Annotated in this window: 21 protein-coding genes; 3 read left to right on the top strand and 18 right to left on the bottom strand. The window is 62.0% G+C overall.

The annotated features are described in order from the left end of the window. Positions 1–91: 91 nt before the first annotated feature. The 6 genes from H1204_RS30785 to H1204_RS30765 form a co-directional block, all read right to left on the bottom strand. Positions 92–1486, bottom strand: coding sequence for an ATP-binding protein (locus tag H1204_RS30785; protein ID WP_180734360.1), 1395 nt, complete (start codon positions 1484–1486; stop codon positions 92–94). A gap of 246 nt (positions 1487–1732) precedes the next feature. After that, the gene (locus H1204_RS30780; protein ID WP_180734359.1) at positions 1733–2122 is read right to left on the bottom strand and encodes a hypothetical protein; all 390 of its coding nucleotides are present in this window, start codon (positions 2120–2122) and stop codon (positions 1733–1735) included. Between the two features lie 72 nt (positions 2123–2194). Beyond that, the gene (locus tag H1204_RS51630) at positions 2195–2614 is read right to left on the bottom strand and encodes a hypothetical protein (protein WP_243468907.1); all 420 of its coding nucleotides are present in this window, start codon (positions 2612–2614) and stop codon (positions 2195–2197) included. After that, the gene (locus H1204_RS51625) at positions 2611–3114 is read right to left on the bottom strand and encodes a hypothetical protein (protein WP_243468906.1); all 504 of its coding nucleotides are present in this window, start codon (positions 3112–3114) and stop codon (positions 2611–2613) included. Before H1204_RS51625 ends, H1204_RS51630 begins: the two co-directional genes overlap by 4 nt. A 5-nt stretch (positions 3115–3119) precedes the next feature. Then, a complete protein-coding gene (locus H1204_RS30770; RefSeq protein ID WP_180733343.1) occupies positions 3120–3332 on the bottom strand; it encodes a hypothetical protein in 213 nt (70 codons plus the stop codon). Between the two features lie 23 nt (positions 3333–3355). Further along, complete coding sequence (locus tag H1204_RS30765; protein ID WP_243468905.1) at positions 3356–4450, bottom strand: DNA-binding protein; 1095 nt, start codon at positions 4448–4450, stop codon at positions 3356–3358. Positions 4451–4626: 176 nt separating this feature from the next. Here H1204_RS30765 and H1204_RS30760 point away from each other — a divergent pair, with 176 nt between their 5' ends. Together H1204_RS30760 and H1204_RS30755 are read left to right on the top strand one after the other, a co-directional pair. Then, positions 4627–5907, top strand: a complete 1281-nt coding sequence (locus H1204_RS30760) for a tyrosine-type recombinase/integrase (protein ID WP_180734357.1) — start codon at positions 4627–4629, stop codon at positions 5905–5907. A 131-nt stretch (positions 5908–6038) separates the two neighbouring features. Continuing rightward, positions 6039–6308, top strand: coding sequence for a DUF1488 family protein (locus H1204_RS30755; RefSeq protein WP_180734356.1), 270 nt, complete (start codon positions 6039–6041; stop codon positions 6306–6308). Between the two features lie 127 nt (positions 6309–6435). On the opposite strand, the gene H1204_RS51620 is transcribed toward H1204_RS30755, so the two are convergent. The 5 genes from H1204_RS51620 to H1204_RS30730 form a co-directional block, all read right to left on the bottom strand. After that, a complete protein-coding gene (locus tag H1204_RS51620; protein ID WP_243468904.1) occupies positions 6436–6768 on the bottom strand; it encodes a hypothetical protein in 333 nt (110 codons plus the stop codon). A 490-nt stretch (positions 6769–7258) separates the two neighbouring features. Beyond that, a complete protein-coding gene (locus tag H1204_RS30745) occupies positions 7259–7930 on the bottom strand; it encodes a hypothetical protein (protein ID WP_243468903.1) in 672 nt (223 codons plus the stop codon). Beyond that, positions 7881–8861 carry an ATP-binding protein gene (locus H1204_RS30740; RefSeq protein WP_180734355.1) on the bottom strand — a complete coding sequence of 327 codons (981 nt, stop codon included), beginning with the start codon at positions 8859–8861 and terminating at the stop codon, positions 7881–7883. The genes H1204_RS30745 and H1204_RS30740 overlap by 50 nt, the downstream gene beginning before the upstream one ends. A 22-nt stretch (positions 8862–8883) precedes the next feature. Further along, positions 8884–10875: an integrase gene (locus H1204_RS30735; protein WP_180734354.1), complete on the bottom strand. Its 1992-nt coding sequence runs from the start codon at positions 10873–10875 to the stop codon at positions 8884–8886. After that, the gene (locus tag H1204_RS30730) at positions 10872–11507 is read right to left on the bottom strand and encodes a hypothetical protein (RefSeq protein WP_180734353.1); all 636 of its coding nucleotides are present in this window, start codon (positions 11505–11507) and stop codon (positions 10872–10874) included. Before H1204_RS30730 ends, H1204_RS30735 begins: the two co-directional genes overlap by 4 nt. Before the next feature lie 584 nt (positions 11508–12091). Between H1204_RS30730 and H1204_RS30725 the strand changes: the two genes are divergently transcribed. Next, the gene (locus tag H1204_RS30725) at positions 12092–12247 is read left to right on the top strand and encodes a hypothetical protein (RefSeq protein WP_180734352.1); all 156 of its coding nucleotides are present in this window, start codon (positions 12092–12094) and stop codon (positions 12245–12247) included. 96 nt (positions 12248–12343) lie between these two features. Here the strand turns inward: H1204_RS30725 and H1204_RS52720 are convergent, their stop codons facing one another. The 7 genes from H1204_RS52720 to H1204_RS30695 all read right to left on the bottom strand — a co-directional run bounded on the left by H1204_RS52720 (position 12344) and on the right by H1204_RS30695 (position 18431). Further along, positions 12344–12469: a hypothetical protein gene (locus tag H1204_RS52720; protein WP_274608258.1), complete on the bottom strand. Its 126-nt coding sequence runs from the start codon at positions 12467–12469 to the stop codon at positions 12344–12346. A gap of 307 nt (positions 12470–12776) precedes the next feature. Then, on the bottom strand, positions 12777–13169 hold the full coding sequence (locus tag H1204_RS30720) for a hypothetical protein (RefSeq protein ID WP_180735095.1): 393 nt from the start codon (positions 13167–13169) through the stop codon (positions 12777–12779). 96 nt (positions 13170–13265) lie between these two features. Continuing rightward, the gene (locus tag H1204_RS30715; protein ID WP_007743737.1) at positions 13266–13934 is read right to left on the bottom strand and encodes an RraA family protein; all 669 of its coding nucleotides are present in this window, start codon (positions 13932–13934) and stop codon (positions 13266–13268) included. Next, positions 13931–14971, bottom strand: coding sequence for an amidohydrolase family protein (locus H1204_RS30710; RefSeq protein WP_180734351.1), 1041 nt, complete (start codon positions 14969–14971; stop codon positions 13931–13933). Before H1204_RS30710 ends, H1204_RS30715 begins: the two co-directional genes overlap by 4 nt. A gap of 47 nt (positions 14972–15018) precedes the next feature. Next, a complete protein-coding gene (locus H1204_RS30705; protein WP_180734350.1) occupies positions 15019–16344 on the bottom strand; it encodes an MFS transporter in 1326 nt (441 codons plus the stop codon). A 154-nt stretch (positions 16345–16498) separates the two neighbouring features. Continuing rightward, a complete protein-coding gene (locus tag H1204_RS30700; RefSeq protein ID WP_180734349.1) occupies positions 16499–17401 on the bottom strand; it encodes a LysR family transcriptional regulator in 903 nt (300 codons plus the stop codon). Between the two features lie 88 nt (positions 17402–17489). Next, positions 17490–18431, bottom strand: a complete 942-nt coding sequence (locus H1204_RS30695) for a LysR family transcriptional regulator (protein ID WP_180734348.1) — start codon at positions 18429–18431, stop codon at positions 17490–17492. Positions 18432–18522 lie beyond the last annotated feature (91 nt).

Genomic DNA, 18522 nt, shown 5'->3' with positions numbered 1-18522 from the left:
CCATCCTGGCATATCGCTAATGCCCCGAGATCGGGAAAGTCCTTTCTAATTCAGATTGGCACGGAAGGGACGATTACCCCAGCGACTGCGTTTAGCCTAGTCTGGACACGAGTGGCAGGCGCACCTGGAAGGTCGTTTGTCCCGGGCGTGAACTGACAAGAAGCGCACCGCGGTGCCGGTTGACGACCGTCTGATACGAGATGTCGAGGCCCAGGCCCGTACCTTGACCCGGCGGCTTGGTGCTGAAAAAAGGCTCGAACAGATGCGGCATGACATCGTCTGCGATGCCGGTCCCATTGTCGGTAAACTCGACCACTGCCTCGTCCATCTCGCGGTAAGTCCGCACAACGATCTCGCCTTTGCCACTCATGGCATCAATGGCGTTGTCGATCAGGTTGGTCCATACCTGATTGAGTTCGCTGCCATACACGCTCAGATGCGGCAGGCTGTGATCGTACTCACGATGGACGGTGACACCCTGCTTGAGCCGGTGTTGCATGATGATGAGGGTATCTTCAATGCCTTCATGGATGTCTACTTCCTGCTGCGGCGACTGGTCCAGGTGCGAGTAGGATTTCATCGCCCGGATGATCCCTGAAATCCGGACCGACCCAACGCGGATGTCTTCCATCAGCGCGTTGAGTTCCAGTGTCGACGCGAGCCAGTGGATGGCGGCGGCGAACTGCTCCCGGTTCAGGGTGACGGCAAGCGAGTCAAGTTCCTCCTGCAGGATTCCCGCGCTGACAAGACATGGCGCCAGGAGCCACGCCTTCCCGACACCCTGTGCGACCATCCAGTCACTGAGCGCGTCCGCTGCCTGATTCTGCTTCAGGGCATCGACAGCCGACATCACGTTGGTCAGTCCCTGGCGTTCGCCCAGACCCTCCAGGATTTTCATTGCATCGACAGGCATCGAGCTATCCCTCAACTCGATGTGCGCAACCTTCAGCGTTGCGAGGGCGGCCACCGCACGGTCCGCCGTGCGCACCAGTGCAGCCGCAGGATTGTTCAATTCGTGCGCGAGGCCCGCGGCGAGCGTGCCGAGGGCAGCCAGTTTTTCCCGGTTACGCAGCGTCGCCTCCAGGTTCATCAGGCGATCAAAGGAGCTGTGGAAGATCAGCCGGCAGAAGGTCTCCGAGCCGACCAGCAATTCGCGGAACGCGCGTTCCGGCAGCAGCGCCACGCGCCCATCGGTGACCGCCTTGAGCGTGCCAGGAGCGGGCGTCCCCGAGAGCAGCGCGACTGCCCCGAAGTAGCTTGGCGCAATGAACCGGGACGTGGGAATCTGCTGCCCGCGTGAAAGCTTTGTCGCGGCGACCTCACCCTGCAGCACGACGTAAAAGTGGGACCTCGTTTCGCCTTCACGGGCAAGGACCTCCCCCGCCGCGATGCTGACTTCCGTCAGCTGTTCGCGCAGCCACTGCAAAAGCGCTTCTGACAGATCCTTGAAGAGCGGATGCCCGCGCAGTTCGTCCAGCTGGATCATGAGGCCGGTCTACGGGTTGAACAGCATGAACCTTGAGTGAAGCAGGTGTTCACGACACATCGTGACTGCTGACGGCGGCTTCAGAACGAATTGTAGTGCCTGCGCGTCGGCCGCCGTGTTCCCGTGTTCCGTTAGCCGCCTCTCTGGTTGTCGTCGCCGGATCAGCCGTGGGGTGCGGGAACGGAAGACTCGCGGGCAATTGAGCCCGCCAGGTGTTCTCGCATCAGGTGGGCAAGCACCGCGGATTCAACTGATGATCTCACCGGTCCACCGGTCGCGATTGGCCCAGAACGGGCACCGCGGACAGGTTTCGCCTTCCGGATAGTCGGTGCCTTCCTCATGCGGACACCCGATGATGCGATCGATGGCCGCGACCGAACGCGCCCCATGCTGTTCAATGAACCGGACGATCTGTTCGGTGACTGCCGGATCGGTTCTCGCATCGGACGTTTCACAGAACCACCGCTCAACCGGGTCAGCATCTGCGCCTTCGTGCGTGACAATGCCCACCGACACCTTCGTCGCCCGCGTGTCGTCGGGCCCATAAAAGGCCACCGTTGCGACCGGATAGCCGCAGAAGCCCTGGCGACTTTTTTTCGCGAGCTTGTCCCGGTACCACTGCGCCTTCAATGACATGTCGCCTCCGTGCCTGCGCCGACTTCTCCATGTGACGACGTCAGCGATGATCACAGCCGGTGGTCGTCATCCTCACCGGTGCTGCACTTTTCGTGTGGCCATGTACGCCTCGAACAGACCCGCATGCAACCGGCTGAATGCCTGACGCAGACTGACCAGTTCGTGCTGGTCGCCTTCGTGCTCCCGCCGCAGGATCTCTCCGAGCAGGGCGGTCGCACGCGACGCCGCCCGGTCACGCTGCACACGCGCCTCACCGAACCGGCTCGCGAGCGCCGGTTTGACCACCAGCAGCCACGCCGGGAACCACGCGTAATCATCGACCTCGCCCGTGCCGGGAAACGCCGCATCGAAGCGCCGGCGCAGCGCGTCAAGGGAAGCGTCGCCCAGCGCGGACAGTAACGCCGCGAACCGCGCCGGCGCCAGCCACGCCAGTTCCGCGAGCAGCGGCCACGCGGCATCCAGTCCGGCCACCCGGTAGCGCACCTCGGTCATCCATGCGAGCGGTGCCGGGATCCGCCACCACGACTCAATGGCTTCGACCGCTGCTCCCGCAGCCGACCATTCGCCCGCGCGAAGCCACAGCGGCGCAGCGTGATTTTCGGCACGATTCCCGGCCTCGGCCCCGCGAAACGCCAGGGCTGAGGCCCGCTGCGCGAGCGAGCACCAGCACGGCGCGAGCCACCGTTGTACGTCCTGCGCGGCAGCACCCGCCCCACGGCGGGCACTACCTCGTTCTCGTGGTGACGGCGGGCGATGGCCAGCGCCGCGTGATCAGCGAAGGGCGTTGTGGAACCACCTTCGAGTTCACGGACCAGCACCGTCATCGCGGACAGCGCGCCGTCGCCCGGATATTCGGCGGCCGGTTCTTCCAGGGCCGCTCGCGCGGCCGCTCCATCGCGGCGCTGCAACTGATCTAGGACGCCGTTGCGCAACACCACGTCGCGGCTGTCGGCGAAGATATCGAGCTGCTGTGCGGTCGGCTGCGTCGTCATCGCGCTCAGAAGAGTTGATCGTGAAGAGCGCTCAGGCTAATCCATTTCACCGTGCTGCGAAAGGCGCGGCCGTCCTCATTGACTGACTCGATGATCACGCGCTGGCCGCTCGCTTCGGCGACCACGCGGACGATCCGCTCGCCGTAGCGCATCAGCGCACCGATCGGCGGGCAGGCTGGCACCTTGCGCCCGATTCGCCTGGCGTTCTCTTTCCGCACGCGAGGTCCCTGTTCCATCGCGTCTACCCCCGCTTCTTCCGGCGTGCCGCCGTCTTGCTGGATGGCACGGAGGCTACCGGGACCTTGCGTGCCGGCCCGGGCGTTCGTGCCGGACGGGCCACGGCTGGACGACCAGCGGGGGGCTTTGCGCGAACGGGTAGCGCCTCACGGGCATCGCCCTCGCGCCGTGCCGCCAGCTGTTGCTGCAGCGTTGCGTTCGTCGCCTGCACGGCATCGAGCCGCCCCTGCAGTACGCCCGCCTGATGACGTGCGTCACCGAGTTGCGCCTGCAGCGCCTCGACCGCCCCGCGCTGCTCGGCCTCGCGCCGGTCGGCCCGCTTCGTGGCCTCGTCGAGCTCCCTCTGCAGCTTCGCGACGGCGCCACGCTCGCGGTCAATCTCGAGCAGTGCGCGCTTCTCCGACGCACGCAGGCGCTCCTCGGCCCGCTCCGCGCTCTCGCGCAGCTTGTCCAGATCGCGCGAGAAGCCTTCGCGCACCCTGGCCAGTTCCCGGTCGCGCGCGGCCAGCTCGCTTTTCAGGCGCGTGATCTCTGCCTCCAGCGCCTGACGCGCCACGTGCCCCTCGGCCTGCGCCTTCTCCAGTTCGCGGACCTCGACCTGCGCGGCGAGCAGCGCCGCGGTGCGCTGCTCGAGCGCGGTTTCCGTCCGTTCCAGTTCGCCCCGCGCGGCCGCGACGCGCTGCTCCGCTTCGGTGCGCTCGCCCTCCACTTCCGCCCGCAGCGCGTCGAGCTCCGCCTGCGCGGACGCCGTGGCGCGCGCCCACAGCGTCGCGACCAGCTCGCCCGCCGCATCCCGCAGATCGGCCGGCAGGTCCGGGTGCTCGATGCGCACGCGGCTCTTTTCCCGGAGCTCCGCCCAGAACTCGCCGAGCACCGCCGCGGGCGTGCCCATGCTGCCGCGCTTCACGAGCTGATAAAGCCGGTTCGCGGTCGGCGTCTGCCCATAGCGGAAGAACAGCAGCGCGCAGACCTCGCGGTACAGCGCGCGCGTGTTCGGGAACTCCGCCTTCAGCCGCCCGATCTCGGCCGCAAGGCGCGCCTCATCGGACGGCAGATCGGGAGGAATGGCGGACGAAACAGCGGACAGATCACCGGACATGGGGGCTGGAAGAACGTTTTGATTCATAAATAATACAACGTAAAACGCACCATATCCAATTACTAGACGGCCATAATTTGACATTAACCCCATAATGTCGAGAAATGACCATCCCGTATGCCTGAGAAATATATGGGGTCATATTAACCGCACCTGCTCCGGAACAGCTCACCTATATGCCGAAGCCGCCGTCGAACAGCCTTGTCGCGCTGCACCCCGCCCCGCTCGAGACACTCGCCATTCCGGCCGCGCTCGAAGGCCACGCGGGCACGAACCGCGCGACGGGCGGCCACGCGCAGATTGCCGCCGCGAACGATCTCGAGGCGATCCGCGCGTGGCTCGCGCGCTTTGCCGACAAACAGACCACCTTCGACAGCTACCGCAAGGAAGCCGAACGGCTGCTGCTCTGGTCACTCGTGCAGCTGGGCAAGCCGCTCTCGTCCCTCACCCACGAGGACTGCCTGCACTACCAGCACTTCCTCGCCGATCCGCAGCCGGCCGCGACGTGGGTCGCCAACGCAGGTGCAGGCGGCGGCCGGAAGCATCCGCGCGGCGACCCGCGCTGGCGTCCCTTCTACGGTCCCCTCTCACCGTCCAGCGTCCGCCAGGCGATGGTGATCCTGAACGTGCTGTTTTCGTGGCTGGTGCAGGCCGGGTATCTCGCCGGCAACCCGCTCGCGCTCTCGCGCCAGCGCACCCCGAAAGCCGCCCCGCGCATCACCCGCTATCTCGAACCGGGCCTGTGGCAGGAGGTCAAGGACACCATCGCGTGGATGCCGCAGGACACCGCACGCGCCCGCGCGCATTACGATCGCGTGCGATGGCTGTTCACGCTGCTGTACCTCGGCGGCTTGCGCATCGCCGAGGCCGGTGGCAATACGATGGGCCAGTTCTTCGTGCGACGCGATGCCGGTGGCACGATGCGCTGGTGGCTGAACGTCCACGGCAAGGGTGACAAGGATCGCCTGGTACCGGCCACGCGCGAGCTGATGACGGAGCTCACGCGCTACCGGCAATCGTTCGGGATGACGGCCTTGCCCTCACCCAACGAGGCGACGCCGCTCGTGCTCCCGATCGGAAAAACTGCAGGAAGCACGGCGGAACGAACCGCGGGCAGCACAATGGAATCGGCCCGGAAGAAACCCGAAGGGCCATCGCCGGGACCGCTCACGCGGGCCGCGCTGCACACGATCGTCAAGGACGTGTTTGCGGGCGCCGCCGGCCGGCTGCGCGAACGCGGCGAAGCCTTTGCGGCACGTGCCGACCTGCTCGAGCAGGCTTCTGCGCACTGGCTGCGGCATACTGCCGGTTCACACATGGCCGACCAGCAGGTGGATCTGCGGCTCGTGCGCGACAACCTCGGGCATGCGTCGCTGAGTACAACCAGCCTCTATCTGCACGTCGATGACGATCGCCGGCATCAGGAGACCGACGAGAAACACCGCATTGACTGGTGAGGCCGGTCATGTTTTCAAACCGGCAATCCCAGGCGCGCTGGCGCGGTACAGGACAGTTGTGGCCATATCCAAACTGCATCGTCTGTGCAAAAATCCTTTCGACGCAATTCGAAGCGTTGCCCTGACCGCCTATGGAAACCCTTGACCTTGAACCGCAGGTGCTTGCGAATCGCCGCGGCGTCGTGTTTGCCCTCGTGCGGCAGAACAGCACGGTCGAATGCGTGATCACGATCGCAACGCTGGAAGCGTATTTCTGGCTGGAACCCCGCGCGAATGACGACCGTATCCTGAAGAGCTTCCGGGATGGATATGGCCGCATCCGCGCAATCGCCGAACGCAGGCTGCTCGTCCATCCAGCATCACGTCTCGAGCTGGCGCCCGACGATTTTGCGCGGTCCTGATGGCTCGACGCGACGCCGGGTTGCTGTCGCGCAGGGGCTGAGTGAACCTTGTATTGCGGCCAGAACGTCCTCCTATCCTGCTGACATCATGTCAACGCCTTGGCCATGGCACGAACGGGCGACAGCCTCAAGACACCTGATCGAGCTGGCTCGCATCTGGATGAATGCCGATGGCGCACAATGTGACTGGCAGGAACGTGTCGCGATTGCGCGGCTCGCGACGGATCTCGCCCCCCGATGTCCTCACGACCTTCCATCTCTCAACGGGAAAATGCTGGCGCCACTGTTCACGGATGGATGGCGCCTCGACTACCGGCGGCCGGTCGTCGGCGAGATCCACGCGTTGTGCGCGTCCCGCAGCGGTCACGGCTTCGACGATGACATCAATGTTCGCACCCATGCTGGCGTTGCTTTCGCCCGTGCCGGCGACCACCGCCTCAATGAGTTCCTGTTTGTTCATGTCTGAGTTCTCTCTGGAAAAGTCCCCTCGTATCGCAGGACAGGACGCATACCCATGACGCATGTGTCCAGTACCGGGCAACACGTAGGTCGTTCGGACAGGCGTTGCAGCCATGCGCACACGCTTCGTCAGGGCGCGCCAATGTGCTGCTCGCCGCCCCTGCCCTGCCGACGGGGCTTTGGCGAAGCCGGGCCAGTCATCTGGCGGACCTGACGGTTAGTTGCGCGTTTTACCATGGTGCTCGTCGTAGATCAAAATAAATTCGTCACCGTTTACGAATTAATGGCGTCAATTCGAGTACACGCAAGGGTGGCGACTGCGGCGAACGCCGCAAAATCAGGCATCTAGCGCGAGCGATTTACGACCTGATCACGGTACTCGCGCTGCGAAGGTGTCAATTGCTGGACGCCCTCAATTCTCCTTATGCTCTCCCCACACTTGCGGAGCAGAGGTGAGGCGAAACGGGAGCCGTTTGCTCGCTTTGCCAGCGTCACAAGCCGCGACAACGCTCAAGATAGCGACGTGTGAATGCCTTGCGATGCTCCGGTCTCATCGGCTGCGCGTTGTATGGCGTCCAGCCATAACGCGCGTATGGCGCAAGACAGTTGGCACAACGGTACCGCGCTTCAAGCAGCCGCACACTTATGCGATGCGGCGTCTCATGCCCGCAGCGTCGACATCGCGACTCCAGAATGCCGTGATGGGCGGGACACTGGCTCAGGCTTTCAAGCTGATGCACGACACTGTGGTAGCCCAGCGTCAGACAGTGGCGACAGAAGCGAAAGGCGTCGCTGTAGCGTTGCCGCTCCGTTCCCTCTATCAGCGCGCTGTGCAGCAGTTTCCCGGGCAGGCCAAGATTTTCCCGAAGTCGGTCAACATCAACGATCCCCCGGCGTGGCGCGACCCCTTCGTAGGGGTCAACGTCGGGTCCCATGAGCCGCGCCACGACGGCGCCCGACAAGGCATTGGCCTTCTCGAATTTCCACAGGATCGAGATCAGCGACTCATGGGGGTATAGCCACTTCCTCCGAAACACGTAGCCCAGCGCCGGCGTCAGCTTGCTCTCGTCGAGCGTCAGGATCGGGAATCGTGGCTCCTGCAGCAGCGTCCCGCTACGCCGCGGTGACGAGGACGCGTCCGGTTGCATGGCGAGACTGTACATAACCGCAGTGCCGTACCGCGTGTTCCCACAGGACCTGATCGGGGCGATAGCCTCGCGCGTCCTGTAGTTCACTATCCTTGAGGACGATCTCGACGGCGCGCGCAAACGACTCCATCGGGATCTCCAGTTGCCCTGGAAGACTGGCCTTGTGGTGCGCCTTCTCGAACGCATTCCACAGCACGTCTGCGTCGTTGACGAGTCGATATCCAGCGTCAAACGCCTGCGGAACGTAGAAGCGTGTAAAGCTCCATCCAGTTCCTTCCGGATAGGCGGTCTGATCGTAGCCGTTCAGGCATGTCGCGACGTCATGTGCATTGCGTATGCCATAAAATGACAGCTCCTCGACCATGAGACGCGCGACGATCTGCGTCTTGCCCGCAACCTGCATCGCGGTCTTCTGCGCGACCAGCTCCTGTTGACCGACAAGAAAGGTGAACAGTTTGATTTGCTGGCGGTCCAGCGCGTCATGAACATCACGCAGCCATTCATATTCATTGTCGTTGTATCGTTGGGCCTCGTCGCAAAAGAGCAGCACCATCCCACTGCCCGAACAGGATGCCGCCTGACGGATTCTCAGCGTCAGGCGCATCCGCTTTGAAGGATTGGAGCCAGCGTTCGGATCCGGGTCACCGACCGCCTCAAGCAGATTTGCGAAGAACGGCCCCTCGGCATGACGCGGCTTGTGCTCGCACTGCGCGTGGTAACTCGTCATCCGCGGATAGTTGCGCGCCAGCAGCAGCCGGACATATTCAATTGCACGGGTCTTGCCGATGCGTGACGGCCCATAGATAAGCGCGCCCATAATCCGGTAATGCAGACATCGAACTACCAGTTCATAAAAAGACTCGATAGCCGGTGTGGCAATGCGGTAGTTGCCTGTCACGAGCGGGTGTAGCGATGGATCGATCGGACGAGGTATCTCAAGCGACATGTTGCCTCCCACAAACGTCAGATTAAAAGACCTGGCCGGTGCCAATGGTGAGCTTTCGGGGACGCGTTGGGCCCCGCGGTGCTGCTACTCCTTCGGTCTCTGGCTCCGACGGCCCTACCGCCGTAAGCGCAGCAACTGTTACGGCGGTCGGAGGGCCTACGGGCGGGCGTGCTGACGACGCAGCTGACATAACGCGCATCGCCTGCGACAGGTCCGAGGCCGCCCTGCGTGTCTTCTTCGCCCTGGCCAGTTTGCCTTGAACGTACTCTTCGATCGGATTTGCCTCGACCGATGTCGGCGAACGTCGGTTACCCTTCTCCTTGAGGATTTCCTGCCGCAGTTTGAGAGTGTGTGGTATCAGGCGCCACGCGCCTTGAACATCGAGAACGCCCAGTTCGGTACCATCCGGCAGGAATGCGCGCACGCTACGCATATCGTCCGCGTTCATATAGACCAGCAATCGCTTGCCGATGAACTGTGTGCTGCACGCAAGCACGGCGCTCGTATATCGAGCGCCGTGCAGATTGATATGTGGCCGGACACCTTTGCCGAGGTAGGCGCGTACCTGGCAATGAATTGCCGATTGCATCAGGCAGAGGGAACGCCGGTGATGTTCGGGAAGCCACGTGAGCAGTTGCTGACTGCCGCGAACGAAATATTCCATCGCCTCCAATGGCGTGACATTGTTCAGCCCGGCGTGTGGCGTGCCATGGTAGCTCGCGATCGCGTACTCAATCAGCTCCTCCAGCTCGTCGAGTGATACGTACAGGCGCAGGTTGCCCTTTGGATCCGCCAGAGCACGGCGCAAGTCACGCGGATGCGAACCCGTGTAACCCGGCAACCTGGACGACAGCCTGCCGGCTATGGTGCCAAAAAAGCGTTCGATATAGGGTCGCTCATCTGGACTGTACTTCGGCCCGGCATCAACACAGCAACCGACGAATTCGCACAATGCAGCCCGTGACTCGTTTGCCAGGTTCGCCTTCGCGTTGTCAAGCTTCATCCACTCCCACGTGACGTACGCGAGTTCCGGCAACCGTTGCGATGGGAATCCGTCACGTGGTCCGTAGGTTAAGCCTGGAATCGTGAAGGTTCGTGGTCGATGCGGTTCCAGTGCGTTCTCGATTGTCTTGATGACGTCATAGCGGCTGTATTCGCGTCCCAGCGCAATGTGATAGCCGAGCACCGCCCGGGTGCTGACGTCAATGATCGCGAGTAGCCAGACGCGCTCAATCTCGAACTCGTGCTCGAAGCCCAGTTGATCACGCACTACTACCTTGAGCCGGATATCGAGCCGGTGCCCATCAAACTCCACGACCTGGTAAGGCCGCGTTGCTGGTGGACTGGCAAAATCGTCCTCGTGGCGTGGTATCCCTTTCAGGTGCGAAGCTCCTGCCGCCCGCGCGCCTGTGGCGAAGTTGCGCAGCATTTCCGCCTTCAGATGCGCTGCCAGTGAACGGATCGCCCGCCCGCGGGTATTGAAAGGGTAGTCTCCAACCGTTAGCCCCGCGGAGCGGCACTGCCACAGAAACTCGACGTGCAGCGGTTGCAAACCGCTCAATCTCGTATGCAGCCGGCCTTCGGTATGGATCTGCTCGAGCGTGACACGACGCCGCTTGAGCTGCGAACGTAGCCATACTGAAAGTGACGGGTAGCGTTCGAGAAGTTGGGAGAAAGCGCCTGCCGTACCGCGACTGCCCCGCTCTCCCCTCACAGTGATCTGGCCCAGCCGCGCGTATTCCGTGACTCTCACGTAACTCTGCAGCCCGCGGAACCCGTAAATCCGTCCATCAGGGTGAAGTGACAGTCCACGTTCCAGCAATCGATAGAGCTGCCGCCTGTTCACGCCAGTCGACTGCTCAATGCCCTTGACCGGTTCACCCCGCGCGAAGCGCTCGATCGCCTGCATTCGCATCTTGATAACCTTACGTGCCTTCGCGTCGAAATCTGTCCATGCGACGGCGGGCCACGACGCGAGATCGAGCGCCTGCAGTTCGGGTTTGCGACGGCTCATGACTGACTCTCCTGAGAAGCGAATCGCGTCATCGACGACAATGCGTCGGTTCGCAACTCTGGGGCGCTCACGCGGCCTGCATACAGCAGCCCGAAGACTGCCGCCCGTGCGAGAATCGGATCGCCCGCTGAAAACTTGCGCTCGATGGAAAGCAAGGACTGAGGACTGCAGATGAACTGCTCAATCGCGTCAAGGAGAGATGCGGGCACGAGGCCACGGGTGACGACGATACAAGGCAGCATGCGCTTCCAGTTGTCAATCCACGTGCGCGATGCCGCCAGATCGGCCGGATTGACGCTCCGGACATCGATCGAGTTGAAATCCCTGAATTTGCCGTCACGCGTTGGACCGTCCGCGGTAACCGGCGCCGGCAGCAGGATTAACTCCTGCCGGTCCGAGAAAGAGACCCAGAAGTCGGCAAGCTGTCGCTGCCCACGAAGCTGAACGTACCCTGGGCGCTCGCAGAATACCCGTACCCCCGGATCTGTTTCGATGAGGATCCACTGATCGAATGCGCAGCGTCGATAGAACGTCAGCCGCCGGTTGAGCTTCGGACTGAAAGCTTCGAGCCGATGCGCGCCGCGTGGCCGATCAAGCGCGACAGGCTGCGGATTATCCAGAAAATCTTCCATGAGATCAACGCAGTAGGCACGGGCTTCGAAGTCTAGGACGCGAATTGACGAAATTAATGCGGACTTATGCGAATTGACGATTTTATTTAGTTGCGAGTGCCAATAAAATTGGCAATTAAAAATGACGCCAGCTTATACGGCTTGTCTTTGACGGGATTCTGGATTGACAGACTTATTTTGATCGACGTCAATCTGGCGGGCTCCTGCGGGGAGACTGTCGAGGCAGCCACCTCGATATCGTCCGTGCCTGCGAGAATTGTCCACATAGCATGACGGCGCGTTACGGCCTACAGAAATCTTTCATACACGAAACGCTCAAGCAATTAACCATCCGCTGGTGACAGGATGTCGCACCGGGCACGCGGATAAACCGTTTATAGTGCACTGCACAAGCCCGTGCGATCGGTAGGTGCGATCCGACGGTCGTGTTATAGCGCACTGCACAAATCCCGTCCGATCGGCAAGTGCGATCCGACGACCGCGTCCGGCATTGCCGGGTTGCGGACAGACATGCCGCTGAAGGTGATTCGACACGCCTGTCAGCTTCGCCCAGTTTCTGTCTACACCATCAAAATGAGGTTCCCGTGAAATACCTTACCCGCATCGCCGCGTCTGGAGTACTCATGGTCGTCGCTCTCGCTATCGTCACCTTCGCCCAGATCAAGTTCGCGCCGCAATCCGCAGACAACAACCCGCTCGCGCGGATCGTCCTGAACGTCGAGTCGCAACTGAACGGCTGAGTGACTCCACCGCTGTATGTAGCCCGCACCCCGCAGGCAAAGAAAAACCCGCCAGGCTCCGAAGAGAACTGGCGGGTTTGAGCTCTGATTTCGGATTCACATACAAGGCGACGATAACGGAGCTGACGCCTGCTCAGGCTCCTCCAGCGACCAGTCAGCCTCCATGTCCACGGCATCCAACACCTTGGGCAGGTCACCAATCGTCAATTCGAGACGCTTCATCGTGGCCTCGTGAGACAGGCAATCTTCCCCTTCGACGTTTCGATCATCAGAAACTTGAAGAGCGTGTCGCCATACTGATCCAGTGCAAGCCAGCCCTTCCCGCCTTGCGCAAATTGTCGCCGCGCACCCTGAAGGCATGGCCGAATCCAGAATTTGTGCAGCAGCCTCCTGCACAAATTTAAATCTTTTCGGCTTTGCAAACAGAGGATTGCGAATTAAAAATTGATCAATTGATTTATGTCATAAATCGACGACACTATTTGTTTTTATTCTAGCGGCGATCTAGAGAGGTCTGCAAAACCCCACCTCACCCGCCCACATCCTCAATCAACCCCGCCTTCAGCGCGCGAATGCGCCGATCAACGAAATATCCGCCACCTTCCGTATAACGCAAATACAACCGCCCGCACTCCGAGCACTCCCAGACACCACACCGGTTATACGGAAAGTACCGCGGCGCGATAGGCGCATCCGGCGACCAGTACTGCACGTTATCCGGCCGATACTCAGCAAACGTAGGCTCGGGATCATCCTCGCGCATGAGCGTAGCCACCTCAACAAGCTGCGCTTCATCGAGCGAAAGCGGTTGCGATTGCCATCCATCCAGCGGTGTCTTCGTGCAGGAGCAAGGCGCTGAATCTTTCTCTTCAGCGCGCCGAGCAAGTGCGACGAGAGCCGCTGCGTCCACAAAGGGTGTCATGAAATATTGCCTGTTTCCGGATTGATTCGATGCCAACGGCGCGATCGTCCCTTATACCTCAACTCGTCCAACCACGCCGCGCCGCTTGCCCGAATCTCACCCGTTCATCATCCGGTCACGATGCGGCATCACCCATGTCCTGTCGAACCGACCTTCGGCAATCGATCGCAACGCAGCCGCTTCCTTCGCGCCCTGCTTGCGTGCACCCTCAATCACGCTCTCCACATCCGAAGGCGCAATCGCCAGCAGCCCATCTTCATCGCCAACGATGATGTCGCCCGGATTCACCACCATCCGCCCAACCGTCACGGGCACGTTGATTTCGCCCGGCCCATTCTTGTACGGCCCGCGATGCGTGACGCCGCGCGCATACACGGGAAACTCCCGTTGACGCAGCGCGCCGACATCGCGTATCGCGCCGTCGATCACCAGCCCCTGCACGCCGAGACTTTCCGCATAACTCGCCATGATGTCGCCCATCAGCGCCTGGGTCAGCTCGCCGCCGCCGTCGATCACGAGCACATCGCCTGGCCTGCAAAAGTCGAACGCTCGATGGATCGCGAGATTATCGCCGCCACGCGTGCGCACCGTGACCGCTGTGCCCGCCATCGCATGCGGCCTGTGATACGCCTGCAAGCCCACTATTCCACTTGCGCGCGCCATGTTGTCGCTGAGCAGCGACACCGCGAGTTCGCGCAACGCAGCCAGCGTTGCAGGGCTTGCTTGCGGAGCCGATTCATATTCGCGCCAGCCAATCGGATTCATATCGTCGCCCCTTCCGTTGCCAGTTGCTTGTCGAGTTGCGCGGTGAGGCGTGCATACACCGCCCGCGCGTTGTCTTCGTAGATGCGTTGCCGATCGGCGTCGCTCAACCATTCGATTGCATCGATATAGCGCCGCGTGTCGTCATAGTAGTGACCCGTCTCGGGATCGATGCCCTGCACTGCGCCGATGGTTTCCGATGCGAAAAGAATGTTCTCGACGGGAATGACTTTCGCGAGCAGTTCAGCGCCGGGCTGGTGGTACACGCAAGTATCGAAGAACACGTTCTTCAGCAGATAGTCACGCAGCAACGGCCGCTTCATGTCCTGCGCGAGCCCGCGATAACGTCCCCAGTGATAAGGCACGGCGCCGCCGCCATGAGGAATGATGAAGCGCAGAGTTGGGAAGTCCGCGAACAGATTGGCGGTGAGCAACTGCATGAACACGGACGTATCGCCATTGATGTAATGCGCGCCCGTAGCATGGAAATTCGGATTGCACGACGACGACACGTGAATCATCGCGGGCACATCGAGCTCAACCATTGCTTCGTATAACGGATACCAGAAGCGATCGGTAAGCGGCGGCCCGGACCAGTGCCCGCCCGATGGATCGGGATTCAGATTGCAGCCGATAAAACCAAGCTCCTGAACACACCTGCGCAGTTCTGCAATGCTATTGTCGGGCGACACACCGGGCGCTTGCGGCAACTGGCACACGCCGACGAAATGCCTTGGGAACAGCGAGCAAACACGATGCACGAGGTCATTGCACTCGCTCGACCAGACGGCATTCGCCTCTGCGCCGGCGAGATGATGACCCATGCCCGCAGCGCGTGGCGAGAAAATCGTGAGGTCGGTGCCGCGCTCGCGTTGAATGCGCCGCTGTCCCGTTTCGATGCTTTCGCGGATTTCGTCATCTGTGATGACGGGACGCGGCGGCACGGGCGTGCCGTCCTTCAGCGCGGCAATCTGCTTCGCGCGCCACGCCTCGTGCGGTCGTGGCGACGTCGTGTAATGACCGTGGCAATCGATGATCATGTAGCGAACCCTTTGAGTCTTTCCAATGAACCTGCGATAAAACGCTATTAGCTGCCGGTGGCGGCATCGCCATTCGCGAGCGCCGACGACGCGCCCTCCTCCGGCGGCGTGACGCGCATGACGAGCGCGATGATCGTCGCGATCACGAGAAATGCCGCGATGGTCAGCAACGCCAGCGAGAAGTTACCCGTCGCGCGGCGCACCAGTCCGATGCTCCACGGCCCCACCAGTCCGCCGAACTGCGCGATCGTGTTGATCAGCGCGATCGTTGCGGCGCCCGCCGCGCCTGTGCGGAACGACGACGCGAGGCTCCAGAACAGCGGATTGCCCGCGTAAATAAAGAGTCCCGTTACGCACAGCAGCGCATAAGCGATCACGGGATTCGGCGCATAGGCACTGCCCGCGATGGCAATCGCGCTCGCGCCGTACACGAATGCGAGGTGCTTCTTGCGGTCGCCGGTACGGTCGGAACTGCGGCTGATCAGGAACGTGCCGAGCACGCCTAGCAGCGGCGGCGCTGCGGAAAGAAAACCGACTTCAATATTGCTCAGATGGCCGAGGCTCTTGACGATCTGCGGCAGCCACAGAAAGAGCCCATAAATGCCCACGAGCGCACAGCCGAACAGACATGCAAGGCTCCACACGCGGATATCGCCTGCCACGCGCAGAAACGAAACATGCGTATGGCCGCCGAGCGCTTCGCGTTCCGCAGCGAGCGTCGATTCGAGCCAGCGCTTCTCGTCATCGCTGAGCCATGCGGCGTCGGCCGGACGCTCGGTCATGATGCGCAGCGTCAGGAGGCCGAGCAGCATCGCCGGGACGCCTTCGAGGATGAACATCCATTGCCAGCCATGCAGTCCGAGCACGCCGTTCGCGTAGGTCATCAGCGTCGTCGAGATCGGGCCGCCGAGCACCGCCGAAAACGAGCCCGCAATGATGTACCCGCCAACAGCGCGCGCCCGGTAGCGTTCGGGAAACCACTTGGTCAGATAAACGGCAACGCCGGGCAGGAAGCCCGCTTCCATCACGCCCAGCGAAAAGCGCAGCACGTAGAAGCTGGTGTCGTTGAACACGAATGCCGTGGCGGCAGCGACCGCGCCCCACGTGAGCAGAATGCGCGCAATCCACCGGCGCGCGCCGACACGATGCAACAGCAGATTGCTCGGCACTTCGAGCAACATATAGCCGACGAAGAAAATACTCCCCGCGAAGCCGAACACGGCAGGACTGAAGCCCATGTCGTTGTTCATATCGAGGGCTGCGAAGCCGATGTTGATGCGGTCGAGATAGTTGAAGAACATCATTGCGAAGAGCAAGGGCATCAAGCGCCCGTACACTTTTCGCATGGTTGCTGCTTCGTCGATGCGGGTCATGCCGTCTCCTTCCTGAGCGCGCGACACTGCGGTCGCTTCATTCCTGTGGACTGAGCGATGGGGTTCAAACCATAGCGTCAGCTACCTGTTCGATGGTAGGAATGCGCGGCCAGGAAGTCCAAGACGAGATGCTTATGCTTGTATAACGATCGTCTTATAGTGTGCCGCTGTCGTCGAGCGGCGGCGGAAGGCAGCGTAAGAATGCGAGCAGATGCGGCGACGTGTCGTCGTCGCGATAGGTGGCGGCGAGGGTCGAGCGTTGCGCGGAACCCGGGCCTTCCAGGTGGCGGTACACGACATCGGTACGCCCATGACGCGCCACCGACTCCCCAACCACCGTCACGCCCAGCCCCGCCGCGACGAGCGCAATCGCAGTCTGTATTTCGTAAGCCTGGTGCGCGATGAACGGCGTCACGCCCGCATCGCGATACAGCGACAGGACCGACCGCTTGTACTGGGCATTCTGGTGCTTCGGATAGAGGATCAACGGCGTGTCGGCCAGTTCGGCGACTTTCACTTTCTTTCGTTTTGCAAGCGGATGATCGAGCGCCATCACGACGACGAGCTGCTCGCGCAACAGCACGCGAGACGTGTAGCCCGACATGGGAAGTGGCTGTCGTCCGATGCCGACGTGGATGCGCATGTCGCGCAGCGCATCGCTCTGTTCGTCGGTGAGCATTTCGTAGAGCTTCAGCTCGACTTGCGGAAACTCGCGGTGAAAAGCCTTCAGCGCAGGCGGCAGAATGCTGTACATCGCCGAGCGCGTAAAGCCGACACTCAGCCAGCCGCGCCGGCCCATGCCGATTTCGGCCGCGCCTAGCGTCGCCTGTTCGAGCGAGCCGAGTATCTGTTTCGCCTCGGTGCACAGGTACTGTCCGGCCTCCGTGAGACGCAGCGGCCGGCGCGTGCGGTCGATCAGTTGCGTGCCGAGCCGCTCTTCCAATGCGCGGATCTGCTGGCTGAGCGCGGGTTGCGCAATATGCAGACGCTCTGCGGCGCGGCTGAAGTTCAGCTCTTCAGCGAGCGTCACGAAACATTGAAGCGCTCTGAGGTTCATCGGTCGAGTCGTTGCGTTGGATCGTCGGGCGTCGACATGATGACATGCTTCGCAGGTCGCGACGATCCACACCATCCCGCGTTCGGGCTCAGCCAGCCGCTTCCTTCTGCTCCACGGGCACACCCACATCCATCGCGCTCGACACCTGGCGCAATTCGTCCGCGATGATCGAAATCAGCGCTTCCGCCGCCGCGCTGAGCGGCCGGCGCGGATGGCTCACGCGCACGATGTGCCGCACGATGCGTGGCGCGAGTATCGGATACGCGCGTAGCGTCCCCTCCCGCACCGCGCGTCCAACGACGATGCGCGGCAGAATCGTCGCAAAGCGCGTCTTCTCGACGAGCGCGACGATGGTTGACAGCACATCGATTTCGAAGCGCGGCGCGAGCAGCACATCTTCATGTTGCGCCGCCGTATCGAGCACGCCGCGCAGACCGTGACGCTTGGTGGGCAACACGAGTTCCAGTTCGGGCAATTGCGCGAGTTCGATCGAATGCGGCAGTTCCGGCCCATGCGCGACGCTGGTCGCGAGCACCATCTCTTCGTCGAGCAGCGGCTGCGAATCGAGCGACAGACGCGCACGCGGCTTGTTGATCAGCGCGGCATCGAGCTGACCGCCCGCCACCCAATCGATGAAAGTTGCGCTGTAGCCGTCCGCCACCGTCACTTCGACATGCGGATAGCGCGCATGAAAACGCGACAGCGAATCCGCCAGCACGCTCTCCGTCACCGACGCAATGAGCCCGATCCCCACATGCCCCGTCACCACTTCATCGCGTTGTACGAGTTGCTGCCGCGCGTGCGCGAGGTCGCGCATGATGGGCAGAAAGAGCCGGTACATCAGCCGCCCCGCGGCGGTCGGCGCCATGCCATGCGCGCCGCGATCGAAAAGTTCCTGGTGCAGTTCCTCCTCCAGCTTCGCGATCTGCATGCTGAGCGCGGGCTGCACGATGTTCAGCCGCTTGGCCGCGCGCGTGACCGAGCCGTCTTCGAACAACGCGATGAAATACTGGATTTGCTTGAGGTCCATGACTGGGACGATCCCGGAAGCGGGTTATCACGATGACTAATGGCGGCCATCCGTTTCATCAGGCTACAGCCGAAAGCCTCGCTGGGCATGC

Source organism: Paraburkholderia sp. PGU19 (genome assembly GCF_013426915.1).
Classification (GTDB): Bacteria; Pseudomonadota; Gammaproteobacteria; order Burkholderiales; family Burkholderiaceae; genus Paraburkholderia.
This window is presented reverse-complemented; position numbering and strand designations above follow the sequence as displayed.

Excerpts from the sequence above, each read along its gene's own strand:
- H1204_RS30785 (WP_180734360.1), bottom strand. The coding sequence starts at position 1,486 with ATGATCCAGCTGGACGAACTGCGCGGGCATCCGCTCTTCAAGGATCTG.
- H1204_RS30780 (WP_180734359.1), bottom strand. The coding sequence starts at position 2,122 with ATGTCATTGAAGGCGCAGTGGTACCGGGACAAGCTCGCGAAAAAAAGT.
- H1204_RS51630 (WP_243468907.1), bottom strand. The coding sequence starts at position 2,614 with ATGACCGAGGTGCGCTACCGGGTGGCCGGACTGGATGCCGCGTGGCCG.
- H1204_RS51625 (WP_243468906.1), bottom strand. The coding sequence starts at position 3,114 with ATGACGACGCAGCCGACCGCACAGCAGCTCGATATCTTCGCCGACAGC.
- H1204_RS30765 (WP_243468905.1), bottom strand. The coding sequence starts at position 4,450 with ATGTCCGGTGATCTGTCCGCTGTTTCGTCCGCCATTCCTCCCGATCTG.
- H1204_RS30760 (WP_180734357.1), top strand. The coding sequence starts at position 4,627 with ATGCCGAAGCCGCCGTCGAACAGCCTTGTCGCGCTGCACCCCGCCCCG.
- H1204_RS30755 (WP_180734356.1), top strand. The coding sequence starts at position 6,039 with ATGGAAACCCTTGACCTTGAACCGCAGGTGCTTGCGAATCGCCGCGGC.
- H1204_RS51620 (WP_243468904.1), bottom strand. The coding sequence starts at position 6,768 with ATGAACAAACAGGAACTCATTGAGGCGGTGGTCGCCGGCACGGGCGAA.
- H1204_RS30745 (WP_243468903.1), bottom strand. The coding sequence starts at position 7,930 with ATGTACAGTCTCGCCATGCAACCGGACGCGTCCTCGTCACCGCGGCGT.
- H1204_RS30740 (WP_180734355.1), bottom strand. The coding sequence starts at position 8,861 with ATGTCGCTTGAGATACCTCGTCCGATCGATCCATCGCTACACCCGCTC.
- H1204_RS30735 (WP_180734354.1), bottom strand. The coding sequence starts at position 10,875 with ATGAGCCGTCGCAAACCCGAACTGCAGGCGCTCGATCTCGCGTCGTGG.
- H1204_RS30730 (WP_180734353.1), bottom strand. The coding sequence starts at position 11,507 with ATGGAAGATTTTCTGGATAATCCGCAGCCTGTCGCGCTTGATCGGCCA.
- H1204_RS52720 (WP_274608258.1), bottom strand. The coding sequence starts at position 12,469 with ATGAAGCGTCTCGAATTGACGATTGGTGACCTGCCCAAGGTGTTGGAT.
- H1204_RS30720 (WP_180735095.1), bottom strand. The coding sequence starts at position 13,169 with ATGACACCCTTTGTGGACGCAGCGGCTCTCGTCGCACTTGCTCGGCGC.
- H1204_RS30715 (WP_007743737.1), bottom strand. The coding sequence starts at position 13,934 with ATGAATCCGATTGGCTGGCGCGAATATGAATCGGCTCCGCAAGCAAGC.
- H1204_RS30710 (WP_180734351.1), bottom strand. The coding sequence starts at position 14,971 with ATGATCATCGATTGCCACGGTCATTACACGACGTCGCCACGACCGCAC.
- H1204_RS30705 (WP_180734350.1), bottom strand. The coding sequence starts at position 16,344 with ATGACCCGCATCGACGAAGCAGCAACCATGCGAAAAGTGTACGGGCGC.
- H1204_RS30700 (WP_180734349.1), bottom strand. The coding sequence starts at position 17,401 with ATGAACCTCAGAGCGCTTCAATGTTTCGTGACGCTCGCTGAAGAGCTG.
- H1204_RS30695 (WP_180734348.1), bottom strand. The coding sequence starts at position 18,431 with ATGGACCTCAAGCAAATCCAGTATTTCATCGCGTTGTTCGAAGACGGC.